The 11,838-nt window shown below is 71.6% G+C and carries 12 protein-coding genes; 7 read left to right on the forward strand and 5 right to left on the reverse strand.

Annotated features, from left to right (window positions below; all coding sequences use genetic code 11):
- Nucleotides 1–22: 22 nt before the first annotated feature.
- Entirely contained in the window at nucleotides 23–832 is an 810-nt protein-coding gene (locus AB0C29_RS15130; protein WP_360820508.1) for an EI24 domain-containing protein, read from the forward strand.
- A 6-nt stretch (nucleotides 833–838) separates the two neighbouring features.
- Here AB0C29_RS15130 and AB0C29_RS15135 read toward each other — a convergent pair whose 3' ends face one another.
- From AB0C29_RS15135 to AB0C29_RS15145, 3 genes are all read right to left on the reverse strand, one after another.
- The gene (locus AB0C29_RS15135) at nucleotides 839–1,855 is read right to left on the reverse strand and encodes a LacI family DNA-binding transcriptional regulator (protein WP_360820487.1); all 1,017 of its coding nucleotides are present in this window, start codon (nucleotides 1,853–1,855) and stop codon (nucleotides 839–841) included.
- A gap of 4 nt (nucleotides 1,856–1,859) precedes the next feature.
- Entirely contained in the window at nucleotides 1,860–3,287 is a 1,428-nt protein-coding gene (locus AB0C29_RS15140) for a GH1 family beta-glucosidase (protein WP_360820490.1), read from the reverse strand.
- Between the two features lie 180 nt (nucleotides 3,288–3,467).
- The gene (locus tag AB0C29_RS15145; protein ID WP_360545808.1) at nucleotides 3,468–4,229 is read right to left on the reverse strand and encodes a maleylpyruvate isomerase family mycothiol-dependent enzyme; all 762 of its coding nucleotides are present in this window, start codon (nucleotides 4,227–4,229) and stop codon (nucleotides 3,468–3,470) included.
- A 66-nt stretch (nucleotides 4,230–4,295) separates the two neighbouring features.
- On the opposite strand from AB0C29_RS15145, the gene AB0C29_RS15150 reads away from it, so the two are divergent.
- A complete protein-coding gene (locus tag AB0C29_RS15150) occupies nucleotides 4,296–5,381 on the forward strand; it encodes a UDP-N-acetylmuramate dehydrogenase (RefSeq protein ID WP_360820493.1) in 1,086 nt (361 codons plus the stop codon).
- A 4-nt stretch (nucleotides 5,382–5,385) separates the two neighbouring features.
- On the opposite strand, the gene AB0C29_RS15155 is transcribed toward AB0C29_RS15150, so the two are convergent.
- Nucleotides 5,386–5,901, reverse strand: coding sequence for a CAP domain-containing protein (locus AB0C29_RS15155; protein WP_360820496.1), 516 nt, complete (start codon nucleotides 5,899–5,901; stop codon nucleotides 5,386–5,388).
- Between the two features lie 116 nt (nucleotides 5,902–6,017).
- The gene (locus tag AB0C29_RS15160) at nucleotides 6,018–6,731 is read right to left on the reverse strand and encodes a HAMP domain-containing sensor histidine kinase (protein ID WP_360820499.1); all 714 of its coding nucleotides are present in this window, start codon (nucleotides 6,729–6,731) and stop codon (nucleotides 6,018–6,020) included.
- Between the two features lie 223 nt (nucleotides 6,732–6,954).
- Between AB0C29_RS15160 and AB0C29_RS15165 the strand changes: the two genes are divergently transcribed.
- From AB0C29_RS15165 to AB0C29_RS15185, 5 genes are all read left to right on the forward strand, one after another.
- Entirely contained in the window at nucleotides 6,955–7,653 is a 699-nt protein-coding gene (locus AB0C29_RS15165) for a response regulator transcription factor (RefSeq protein WP_360545800.1), read from the forward strand.
- A gap of 85 nt (nucleotides 7,654–7,738) precedes the next feature.
- Nucleotides 7,739–10,081: a chemotaxis protein CheA gene (locus tag AB0C29_RS15170; RefSeq protein ID WP_360820502.1), complete on the forward strand. Its 2,343-nt coding sequence runs from the start codon at nucleotides 7,739–7,741 to the stop codon at nucleotides 10,079–10,081.
- A gap of 1 nt (nucleotide 10,082) precedes the next feature.
- Entirely contained in the window at nucleotides 10,083–10,520 is a 438-nt protein-coding gene (locus AB0C29_RS15175) for a chemotaxis protein CheW (protein WP_125812421.1), read from the forward strand.
- A complete protein-coding gene (locus tag AB0C29_RS15180) occupies nucleotides 10,520–11,392 on the forward strand; it encodes a hypothetical protein (protein ID WP_360545795.1) in 873 nt (290 codons plus the stop codon). The genes AB0C29_RS15175 and AB0C29_RS15180 overlap by 1 nt, the downstream gene beginning before the upstream one ends.
- A gap of 16 nt (nucleotides 11,393–11,408) precedes the next feature.
- Nucleotides 11,409–11,838, forward strand: a 430-nt coding sequence (locus AB0C29_RS15185; RefSeq protein WP_360820505.1) for a response regulator, incomplete at its 3' end; no start/stop codon positions are given.

Genomic DNA, 11,838 nt, shown 5'->3' on the forward strand with positions numbered 1-11,838 from the left:
CCCCGTCCTCAGCTCCCGCAACGTGCTTGAATCACACCTCCCGTCCGCGCCCCGCCGCGGCGCCGCGGCGACCGGCGGCGCCGTACGCCGGTTCGCCACCGGGGCCGGCCTGCTGGCCCGGGGTCTCGGCCTGGTCCTGCGCAATCCGCGGATGCTCGGCCTCGGCCTGCTGCCCGCGGTGATCTCCGGCGTGCTGTACGCGGCCCTGCTGATCACCCTCATCGTCTTCATCGACGACCTGGCGGCCGGGGTCACCTGGTTCGCCGACGACTGGTCGGCCGCCGGGCGGGACGTGCTCCGGATCGTCGCGGGCGCGGCCCTGATCGGGCTCAGCGGCCTGATCGGCGTGCTCACCTTCACCGCGGTCACGCTGCTGATCGGCGACCCGTTCTACGAGAAGATCTCCGGGATGGTCGAGGACCGCTTCGGGGGCGTGCCGGACGAGGTCGAGGTGTCGCTGGGCCGTTCGCTGGCCCGGAGCCTGGTCGACTCGCTGCGCCTGATCGGCCTGTCGGTGCTCTTCGGCATCCCGTTGTTCGCGGCCGGTTTCATCCCGGTGGTCGGCCAGACCGTCGTCCCGGTGGTCGGCGGGGCGGTCGCCGGCTGGCTGCTGGCCGTGGAGCTGACCGGGGTCCCGTTCCAGCGGCGCGGGCGGCGGCTGCGGCACCGCCGGGCGGCCCTGCGCGGCGACCGGGCGACGGCGCTGGGCTTCGGCGTCGCGGTCTTCGCCTGCTTCCTGATCCCGCTCGGCGCCGTGCTGCTGATGCCGGCGGCGGTCGTCGGGGGCACGCTGCTCTCCCGCAAGGTGCTGGGCCTGCCGATCGAGGGCTGAGCACCCTCAGGCCGAGGCGCGCACCACCAGCTCGGTGGGCAGCACCACGGCGTCCGGGACGTCCGGCTTGTCGTTGACCAGGCCGAGCATCTGCCGGGCCATCGTGCGGCCCATGTCGACGATCGGCTGGCGGACCGTGGTCAGCGGCGGGTCGCTGAGCCGGCTGATCTCGAAGTCGTCGAAGCCGACCACCGCCACGTCCGCCGGCACCCGCCGGCCGGCGTCCTTGAGCGCCTGCAACGCGCCGTGGGCCATCATGTCCGACGCCACGAACACCGCGTCGAGCTGCGGATCCTCGGCGAGCAGCCGGCGCATCGCGCGCAGCCCGGAGTCGCGGGTGAAGTCGCCGAAGGCCACGTGCTCGGTCAGCCCGGCGGCGCGCAGGGTGTCCTGGTAGCCGGTGAGCCGGTCGACGCCGGCGATCATGTCCTGCGGCCCGGCGACGGTGGCGATCCGGCGGTGGCCGGTGCTGATCAGGTGGCGTACGGCCTGGCCCACGCCGCCGACGTGGTCCACGTCGACGTAGGGGACCGGCAGCTCGGCCGGGGTCATCGGGCGCCCGCTGCACACCACCGGGATGCCGAGCCGGGCCAGGGCGCCGGGCAGCGGATCGGCGCCGTGCATCGAGGCGAACATGACGCCGTCGACGTGGCCGGCCATCGCGTACCGCTCGACCCGGTCGTGGCTGGCGGCCGAGCCCGCCATCATCAGCACGAGCTGTTTGTCCGCCGCGTCCAGTTCCATGCTCACCCCGCGGATCACCGCGGGGAAGAACAGGTCGTCGGAGAAGACCCGGTTGGCGGTCTCCGGCAGGATCAGCGCGATCGACTCGGTGCGCTGCGTGACCAGGCTGCGGGCAGCCTGATTGGGCACGTAGCCCAGCTCCGCGACGGCCTGGTGCACTGCCTCGCGGATCGCCACGGCGACCGTGGTCGACCCGTTGACGACGCGGGAGACGGTCGCCCTCGAGACGCCGGCGCGCCTCGCCACCGCCTCGAGGGTCGGTCGCTCCCGCGTCACCATCAGCTCACTCCCCGATCCGGCCCTGGTCGGTGAGACCGTTCCGCCGGATCACCTCCTGGTACCACCGTGCGCTGTCCTTGGGCACCCGGCGCTGCGTGGTGTAGTCCACGTGCACGATGCCGAACCGCTTGGCGTACCCCTCGGCCCATTCGAAATTGTCCATCAACGACCAGGCGAAGTATCCCCGAAGGTCAACGCCGTGGGAAATGGCATCGAGGCAGGCGCGCAGGTGCCCGTCGAAATATTCGATCCGGTTGGTGTCGTGGATCTGCCCGTCCTCGGCCGGGCCGTCCGGGTACGCGGCGCCGTTCTCGGTGATCATCATGGGCGTACCGGGGTAGTCCCGGTGGATCCGGTCCAGCAGCCGGGTCAGCGCGGCCGGCTCGATCTGCCAGCCGATGTCGGTGATCGGGCCGACCGGCTTGCGGAAGGCGATGCCCTCGGTGCCGGGTGCGTCGGGCGAGGCCGGCTGGCCGGGCTTGGCCGAGACGTACGACGGGGTGTAGAAGTTGATCCCGAGCACGTCGATCGGCGCGTTGATGATCGCCTCGTCACCCTCGCGGATGAAGCTCAGGTCGGTGAAGCGGGCCATGTGCTCGCGCATGTCGTCCGGATACCGGCCGCGCAGCAGCGGGTCGAGGAAGATCCGGTTGCTCAGGCCGTCCACGATCCGGGCGGCGTCGACGTCGCCCGGGTTGTTCTCGTCCAGCGGGAAGACGGCCGACGGGTTGAGGGTGATGCTGACGCTCTGCGCGCCGGCCTCCCGCAGCGCCCGCGCGGCCAGGCCGTGGCCGAGCAGCAGGTGGTGCACCGCCTTGAACGCCGACGCCGCGTCCCGGATGCCGGGAGCGTGGACGCCGCTGGCGTAGCCCAGGTAGGCCGAGCACCACGGCTCGTTCAGCGTGGTCCAGGTGCGGACCCGGTCGCCGAGCCGGGCGTGCATGATCTGGGCGTAGTCGGCGAAGGCCTCGGCGGTGTCCCGGACGGTCCAGCCGCCCCGGTCCTGCAGGCTCTGCGGCAGGTCCCAGTGGTAGAGCGTGACCACCGGGTCGATGCCCTTGCCGATCAGCTCGTCGGTCAGCCGGTCGTAGAAGTCCAGGCCCCGGGTGTTGACCGGGCCGGTGCCGTCGGGCTGGATGCGCGGCCAGGCGATCGAGTACCGGTACGAGGCCAGGCCCAGGTCGGCCATCAGCGCGACGTCCTCGACATACCGGTGGTAGTGGTCGCAGGCCACGTCGCCGGTGTGCCCGGCGTGCACCCGGCCGGGCTCGCGACTGAACGTGTCCCAGATGGACGGGCCCCGCCCGTCCTCGTTCACCGCGCCTTCGATCTGGTACGACGCCGTTGCGGCGCCCCAGACGAAGCCGTCCGGGAACCGTACCCCTGATGCCAGCGGATCGTCGCTCGATTCCACCGAGACGGTTGCCGTCATCCTTCACCGCTCCCTGCGTGATCCGCCGCTGCCGTGCCGGGCCGCGCCGACCGGTCTGATCAGCGGCGGGACTATGACGGGCGACCGGAAGCGGTCGCCCTTAACCGGTACAGCGTAGAGCCATTCACCTTACCGGGAGCCATCCGAAAGTTGCGGAATCCCGTTCGGGGGACGAGATGCTCAACCGGCCTGCAATGCGCTGAACAGGCGCCGGTCACCGGTGACGACCAGATTGTCCGGATCGATCCGGCCCATCAGGGCCAGCAGCAGGTCGCTGGCCGTGCCGCTGGCCTCGGCCCGCGCGTGGTGGTCGTCGCTGTCGAGGATGGTGCCGGTGTCGAGCAGCGCGATGCCCGCGCCGCGGAGCCGGACGAACCACTCGTAACTGGCGTCGGTGGCCACCAGGTGCACGACGCCGTGCAGGTCGGTCGGGCCCTTGCGGCGGCCGGCGGGCAGCCAGGTGTCGAGCACCTCGTTGACCCCGTCGGCGGCGAGCTTGGTCTCGATCGGGGTGGCCCGGCCGGCCGCGGACTCGGCGTCCCAGCGGTGCACCGAGACCTCGTGGGCGATCCGGCGCTGCCAGAAGCCGGCCTTGCGGGCCTGGGCCGGCCAGGTCCAGCTGGGGAAGTCCGGGTCGAGCGCGTCGAGGGTCTCGATCGTGCCGGTCAGCTCCCGGCGCAGGCCGTCGAGGGCCTCGGGCCACGGGGGCCGCGGCTCGGGGACGACCCGGTCGGCGGGCCGGTCGACCACGCCGCGCGGGGTCAGCTCACGCACCCAGTGCAGCAGCACGGTGAGGTGCTCGGTGAGATCGGCGACCGTCCAGCCGGGACACGAGGGCACGACGGCGTCGGGACCCGTCTCGGTGACGGCGTCCTGGAAAGCCGGCCCGTCCGCGCGCAGGGCGGCGAGCCAGAAGTCCTTGGTCGCGTGCAGCCTGTTCATCAGCCTTCTCCCGCTCGAGGAGGTCCACCGGTTCCCACCCCGGGCCCGCGGCCTAGGGTGAACGTCGTGCCTGACGTTAGTGCTGACCACCCAACCGACGCATCCGCTGCGCATGCCAGTTCGCTGGGGGCGTACACGACGCTACGCCTCGGCGGTCCGGCAAGCACGTTGACCGTGGTGTCCGAACCGGACGAAGCGGTGTCAACCGTACGGGGTGCTGCCCGAAAGGGGCAACCGGTCCTGGTGCTCGCGGGCGGGAGCAATGTGGTGATCTCCGACGACGGGTTCCCCGGGACCGTGCTGCTGCTGCGCACCCGGGGCGTCCGGCTGATCGACCGGGACGACCGCGGCGCGCTGGTCCGGGTGGCCGCCGGTGAGCCCTGGGACGACCTCGTCGCCGACACCCTCGAACGGGGGATGTCCGGCCTGGAGGCGCTCTCCGGCATCCCGGGCTCGGCCGGCGCGACGCCGATCCAGAACGTGGGGGCGTACGGCCAGGAGGTCGCGCACACCATCGAGGCGGTGCACGTCTACGACCGGCACGAGGACGAGATGCGGGTGCTGTCGCTGCCGGAGTGCGGTTTCGCGTACAGGTCGAGCATTTTCAAGCACAGCGACCGCTGGCTGGTCCTCGACGTCGACTTCCGGCTGGCCGAGTCGGCGGAGTCGGCGCCGATCCGCTACGCCGAGCTCGCCCGGCACCTGGGGGTCGAGGTCGGTGAGCGGGTCAGTGCCGCGCGGGTCCGGGAGACCGTGCTGAAGCTGCGCGCCGGCAAGGGCATGGTGCTCGACCCGGAGGATCCGGACACCCGCTCGGTGGGCTCGTTCTTCACCAACCCGGTGCTGTCCGCCGCGGAGTGGGCCCGGGTGCAGGACCGGCTGGTCGACGCGGGCGAGCCGCCGAGCTGGCCGGCCCCGAACGGCACGGTCAAGGTGCCGGCGGCCTGGCTGATCGAGAAGGCCGGCTTCGCCAAGGGGTACGGCGGCAGCACGGTGGCCATCTCCTCGAAGCACACCCTGGCCCTGACCCACCGCGGCGGCGGCACCACGACGGCGCTGCTGGAGCTGGCCCGCGAGATCCGGGACGGCGTACGGGACCGGTTCGGTGTCGTCCTGCATCCCGAACCGGTCCTGATCAACTGCTCGCTCTGACGGCTCAGCGCCAGCCGAAGACCTGCGTCCAGTAGTAGGTGCCGTTCACAGCCTGCTGCACGCCGGCGCCGAACGACTTCACGTCGCAGTTGAGGATGTTGCGGCGGTGCGGCGGGCTGGCCATCCAGGCGGCCATCACCTCGGCCGAGCTGGAGAAGCCGTAGGCCACGTTCTCGGCCGCCACGGCGTGGTAGCCGGCCGCCCGCGACCGGGTCAGGAAGGTCGAGCCGCGCCAGCCGAAGTGGCCGAAGTCCCCGGTGGCCGCCATGTAGTGGCTTTGCCGTACGGACGCGACGGTCAGTTCCTCGTCCACGGTGAGCGCCGGGCACCCGTACCGGGCCCGTTCCTCGTTGGTGAGCGTGACCACCTCGGCCCCGAGAACCTGCGAGGTCGTCGGGGCGGTCCGCGCCGGGCCGGTCGCGGGGACCGTGGCCACGGCGTGCGCCGGCGCGGCGGTCAGCCCGAGCAGGGCGATCGGCGCGGCCGCGACAAGGGCGAGACGACGTACGGATTCCAACAAGGTGCTGCCTCCCGGTCCACGGCCGGGCGCCTGTCGCCCGGCATCGTAATCGGACCGGCTTTTTGGAGGTACGTCCCTTCTTTGACCGTTTCCGGGCGGCCGGTGCGAGGTCTGTGTCAGTCTGAGGGGATGGTCAGCGGAAGCCCGATCTCGGCACCGGCGCCCGTTTCCGGGGCGAAGGTCAGCCGGACCGAGCCGCCGTGCCGGGCCGCGATGGCCTCCGCCAGCAGCATCCAGACGGCGGTGCTGCGCCGCCGGTGCGGCGGCTCCGGAGTGGCCAGCATCCCGGCCATCAGGTGCTCGTCGGTGAGCTGCTCGGCCTGCCGCGCGGTGACGTGCACGGTCCAGCCCTCGGCCCCGGCCTCGGCGCTGACCGTGGCCGACCGGTCGGCGGCCCCGCTGGCCACTGTGCCGACCACCGCATAGAAGAGGTCCCGCAGCAGCGAGGCGTCCGCCGACAACGCCGGCCCGGTGCCCGCCCGCACCGTCGCCGCGGTGTACGGCTCCCGGCTGGCCAGCAGTTCGGCGGCCTCGCGGATCAGCGCGCCGGGGTCCACCCGGACCGGCCGCAGTTCCAGGTCCCCGGTCTGCAGCCGGGTCACCAGCATCAGGTCCTCGACCAGGGTGAGCATCCGGTCGGTGTTGCGCCGTACGGCGGCCAGCGCCACCGAGCGTTCGGCCGGGGCCAGGTCGTCGGTGTCGAGGCTCTCGGTGAACGAGGCGATGGTGGTGAGCGGCGTCCGCAGCTCGTGCGAGATGACGGTGAGGAAGCGGGGCTGGAGCGCGCCGCCCGACAAGGTCGGGGTCGCGGGGGCGGGAGCAGGGCTCATCGGTTGTCCACCGATCGGCCCCGGAAGCGGAAGCGCACGCTGAACTATAACTTTCCGTATATGAGCCGACACGTCACGCTATCGTGGTTTTGGACATTTCATCTTCGTCGCCCGCGGTCGCGGGGGACGCAAGCAAGACGCTGACCGATGTCGGGCATGTGCCGTGCCGGCCCGGGCAGCCGCGTCTGGCGACGCAGCGTTGGGGGGTCATGGTGGTGGGAGCATGAGCAGGCTGCTCGTGGTCGAGGACGACCCGGACATCGCGCTGGCCCTGCGGCTGCTGTTCAGCCGGGCCGGCTACGAGGTGGCGCACGCCGGTGACGGCCGTACCGGTCTGAAGGAGGCCTACGCCGAGCACCCCGACCTGGTCGTGCTCGACGTCGGCCTGCCGGAGATGGACGGCTGGCAGGTGCTCGAACGGCTGCGGGACGTCTCGGACGTCCCGGTGCTGGTGCTGACCGCGCACGGCCAGGAGGCCGAGAAGGTACGCGGGCTGCGCGGCGGCGCCGACGACTACCTCACCAAGCCGTTCGCCAACAACGAGCTCCTCGCCCGGGTCGAGGCCCTGCTGCGCCGCTCGAACGGCGCACAGAACAGCTGGGCCAGCCAGATCTACGACGACGGCCTGGTGCACCTGGACCCGACCAAACGCCGGGTCTACGTCAAGGGCGACGAGAAGCGCCTCACTCCGACCGAGTTCCGGCTGCTCAACGCGCTGGTCCGGCACGCGGGCGCGGTGCTGAGCCCGAACCAGCTGCTGACCCAGGCCTGGGACGACCCGACCGGCATCGGCCAGGAACGGGTCAAGTTCGCGGTCCTGCGGCTGCGCCGCAAGCTCGGCTGGACGGACCCCGAGGATTCCCCGATCGAATCCGTGCGCGGCTTCGGTTACCGCTATCGGCGGCCGGGTGGTGACAGCTGAGCCCCCAGCGGTAGCAGTCCGGGTGTCCTCAGGTGAGGAGCCCAGAGGTCGATGAGCAGCATGGGAACCGAGCAGGAGGTAGTCCGTGGAAGACCTTGGCGAGATCGTCGGCGAATTCCTGATGGAGAGCCACGAGAACCTGGATCAGATCGACCGGGATCTCGTCGCCCTCGAACAGGAACCGGGATCGCGTGATCTGATCTCACGCATCTTCCGGGCCATCCACACGATCAAGGGAACGAGTGGATTCCTGGCCTTCAGCCGGCTCGAGACCCTCGCCCACGCCGGCGAGTCACTGCTCTCGCGGCTGCGGGACGGGGTCCAGCCGGTCACGCCCACCACGATCACGACCCTGCTGGCCACGATCGACGGGGTCCGGTCGCTGCTGGAGGCCATCGAGCAGGACGGCAACGAGGGCGACGTCGACGTCGACAGCATCATCACCGCCGTACACGCCCAGATGAACGCGCCCGAGGCCGCCGCACCGGCGGAGCCCGCCGCGGCCGCCGAGCCCGCCGAGGAGCCGGAGCCGCTGGAGGAGAAGCCGGTGCGTGCGGCGCCCGAGCCCGTGGAGGGGCAGCGGAAGCCGCTCGGCGAGATGCTCGTCGAGTCCGGCGCCGCGGCGCCCAGCGACGTCGGCTCCGCGTTGCAGCAGCAGCTCGAGGGCGACGAGCGCAAGCTCGGCGCGATCCTGCTGGAGGAGGGCAAGGCCCAGCCCGCCGCGGTCAACGAGGCGCTGCAGCAGCAGGCCCCGAAGCGCAGCGTCGCGGACAGCGCGATCCGGGTCGACGTGGATCTGCTGGACGGCCTGATGAACCTGGTCGGTGAGCTGGTGCTGGCCCGTAACCAGCTGGTCCGCGGCGTGATGGAGACCGGCGACTCCGGTCTGGTGCGCAGCGCCCAGCGGCTCGGGATGATCACCAGTGAGCTGCAAGAGGGCATCATGAAGACCCGGATGCAGCCCATCGAGCACATCTGGTCCAAGCTGCCCCGGGTCATCCGGGACCTCAGCCAGTCGCTCGGCAAGCAGGTCGAGCTGGTGATGGAGGGCAAGGAGACCGAGCTCGACCGCAGCCTGCTCGAGGCCGTCAAGGACCCGCTGACGCACCTGGTGCGCAACGCGGTGGACCACGGCATCGAGGAGGCCGACAAGCGGGTCGCCGCGGGCAAGCCCGCCGTGGGCACGCTGACGCTGCGGGCGTACCACGAGGGCGGGCACGTCGCCGTCGACGTGGCCGACGACGGCGCCGGCATGGACGTCGACCGGATCGCCGCCAAGGCCGTCGAGAAGGGTCTGCTGCGCGCCGAGCAGATCGCCACGATGGACAAGCGCGAGATCATGGCGATGGTCTTCCAGCCCGGCTTCTCCACCGCCGCCAAGGTGACCAACGTGTCCGGCCGCGGGGTCGGCATGGACGTCGTCAAGACCAACATCGAGCGGATCGGCGGCGCGGTCAGCGTCGACTCGACGCTGGGCGAGGGTACGGTCTGGCGCCTCACCATCCCGCTGACCCTGGCGATCATCCAGGCGCTGACCGTGGACTGCGGCGATCAGCGTTACGTGGTGCCCCAGGTCGCGGTGCTGGAGCTGGTCTTCATCGACGGCCAGTCCACGAAGATCGAGTACGCCTCCGGTGCGCCCGTCTACCGGCTGCGCGGCAAGCTGCTCCCGCTGGTCCGCCTGGACCGGGCGCTGGGCCTCGACGTCGGCGGTGACCAGGGTGTCTACATCATGGTGCTGCACGCCGACGGCCGCCGCTTCGGCCTGGTCGTGGACCGCGTCCTGAACACCGAGGAAGTGGTGGTCAAGGCGCTCAACAGCCGGTTCAAGGACATCGGCCTGTACGCCGGCGCCACCATCCTGGGCGACGGCAAGGTCGGCCTGATCCTCGACGTCTCCTCGCTGGCCCGGCGCTCGCACCTGACCGCCGAGTCGGACCGGGAGAACCTGGTCGGCACGTCGCGGGCCAGCGGCGGACCCGCCAACGGCGAGCGCCTGCTGGTCACGGCGGTCGGGGAACGCCGGGTGGCGATCCCGCTGGACGCGGTCACCCGGCTCGAGGAGTTCCCGAGGGACCGCATCGAGCACGCCGGTTCCCGCGAGGTCGTGCAGTACCGGGGCCAGATCCTGCCGCTCGTGCGCCTGTCGCATCTGCTCGGGGCGTACAGCGAGGTGGAGGAGGGCGACACCGTGTCCGTGGTCGTCTACAGCGAGGGCGAGCGCAGTGTCGCGCTGGTCGTCGACCGGATCGTCGACATCGCGGAGAACTCCACGACGGCGCGCCGCGAGGCGGAGGAGGACGGCCTGGTCGGCACCGCGGTCATCCAGCAACGGGTGACCGAGCTGCTGGACGTGCGGCGGGCCATCCTGGCCGCCGATCCGAACTTCTACACCGAGGTGACCGACGAGATGCTGGTGGAGGCCTGACATGGCGAGTCGTCAGTTCGCCACCTTCGAGGTGGCCGACCAGCTGTTCGGGGTCGAGGTGCACACGGTGCAGGAGGTGCTCTCCTACAACGAGTACACCCCCGTACCGCTGGCTCCGCCGGCCGTCGGCGGCCTGTTCAACCTGCGCGGCCAGGTGATCGCCGCGGTCGACCTGCGGGTGCAGCTCGGCCTGGTCCGCCAGGCCATGCAGGGTCCGGTGATGAACGTGATCCTGCGCGGCGACGGCGAGCCGGTCAGCCTGCTCGTGGACCGCATCGGCGAGGTCGTCGACCTCGACGACGAGGCCTTCGAAGGGCCGCCGGACACGCTCAGCGGCCCGACCCGGGAGCTGGTCACCGGCACCTTCAAGATGGACGGACGGCTCATGCTGGCCCTGGACGTGAACCAGGCCGTCGACACCTATCGAGCCACCACCTGATGTACAGCCTCGTCAGCGCCCCCGTCCTCGGCTTCGACCTGACCCGCCTCGGTGGCGGGTCGGCGACCGCCGAGGTGCTGCTGCGCGCCCTGCGCCTCAGCGTCGGGGACCTGCCGGTGCTGGCCGAGCGGCTGCCCGACGAGGGTGTCCGCGGGCCGCTCTGGGTCGAGGTGGAGAGTGCGGCCCGCAAGATGCCGACGCTCAAGGGTCTCAAGGCCGACGACCCGGCCAGTTCCCTGGCGCTGGTCGAGCGGGCTCCGATCGGGTCGGTGGATTCGCTGCTCACCTGCCTGCGCTACGACGTGATGGCCTGGACCTGGCAGGGCGCCGGGCGCGACGCCAAGCAGAGCGAGGACGCCGCCTCGGCGACGGCCCTGCTCTGCGACGCGGCCGTGGCCAGCTATCTGCGGGAGGTGCTGGACGACTCGACCCGCCGGATGCTCGGCGCCGGCTGGGTGGCCGCGCTGCGCAAGCTGCCCGCGGGCAAGCCGATCGACCTGGGCCCGCACCACTACGCGGTGTCGGCCCTGCTGGATCGGCTGCGCTCGATCCGGGCGAACGACCTGGCCCGGCTGTTGCAGTCCGCGGAGGACGCCCGGCGCAACGCCGGCGGGTGGTCCCCGGCGGTGCACTCGGCGTCCTGGGCGGCGTACCTGTCCGACCGGGTCCGGACCGCCGCAGCCGCCCAGATGCTGCTCGTGCAGGCCATCGACACGGCGGCGATTCCGCTGGCCGATCGCGCGGGCGGGGTCTGGAACATGCTCAGCGGCGCGGTGCAGGCCCTCGTGGTCCGGGACCTGCTGGACACCGCCACGGCTCACCGGCTGCTCGCGCCGGTGGTCGCGGCGCTCGGCCCGGCGTGGCTCGGGTGAAGGGCGCGGTGACTTCATGATCAAAGTCCTGGTCGTCGACGACTCCGTGGTCGTCCGCCGGCTCATCGTGGACTCGCTGACCGGCGCGCCCGGCATCGAGGTGGTCGGCACCGCCGCCAACGGCCTGCTGGCCCAGGCGAAGATCGACCAGCTCAAGCCGGACGCGGTCACCATGGACATCGAGATGCCGCAGATGAACGGCATCGAAGCCGTGCGGGAGCTGCGCAAGCGGCACAAGCAGCTGCCGGTGATCATGTTCAGCACGCTGTCGGCCGCCGGGGCGAGCGCGACGCTGGAGGCGCTGTCCGCCGGCGCCACCGACTACGTGACGAAGCCGAGCAACGTCGGGTCGATCGCGGAGTCCATTGCGGCTGTGCGCGAGCAGCTCGTACCGAAGATCCATGCGCTGGCCGGCCGCCGCCCGCCACCGGGCCCACCGGCCCGGC

Origin of the sequence: Actinoplanes sp. NPDC048791, from assembly GCF_040650095.1 — a bacterium.
GTDB lineage: Bacteria > Actinomycetota > Actinomycetes > Mycobacteriales > Micromonosporaceae > Actinoplanes.

What these genes read in the sequence shown, in the direction of transcription:
- AB0C29_RS15160 (WP_360820499.1), bottom strand. Translation starts at nt 6,731, where the DNA reads ATGAGCCCTGCTCCCGCCCCCGCGACCCCGACCTTGTCGGGCGGCGCG.
- AB0C29_RS15135 (WP_360820487.1), bottom strand. Translation starts at nt 1,855, where the DNA reads ATGGTGACGCGGGAGCGACCGACCCTCGAGGCGGTGGCGAGGCGCGCC.
- AB0C29_RS15165 (WP_360545800.1), top strand. Translation starts at nt 6,955, where the DNA reads ATGAGCAGGCTGCTCGTGGTCGAGGACGACCCGGACATCGCGCTGGCC.
- AB0C29_RS15145 (WP_360545808.1), bottom strand. Translation starts at nt 4,229, where the DNA reads ATGAACAGGCTGCACGCGACCAAGGACTTCTGGCTCGCCGCCCTGCGC.
- AB0C29_RS15140 (WP_360820490.1), bottom strand. Translation starts at nt 3,287, where the DNA reads ATGACGGCAACCGTCTCGGTGGAATCGAGCGACGATCCGCTGGCATCA.
- AB0C29_RS15180 (WP_360545795.1), top strand. Translation starts at nt 10,520, where the DNA reads ATGTACAGCCTCGTCAGCGCCCCCGTCCTCGGCTTCGACCTGACCCGC.
- AB0C29_RS15175 (WP_125812421.1), top strand. Translation starts at nt 10,083, where the DNA reads ATGGCGAGTCGTCAGTTCGCCACCTTCGAGGTGGCCGACCAGCTGTTC.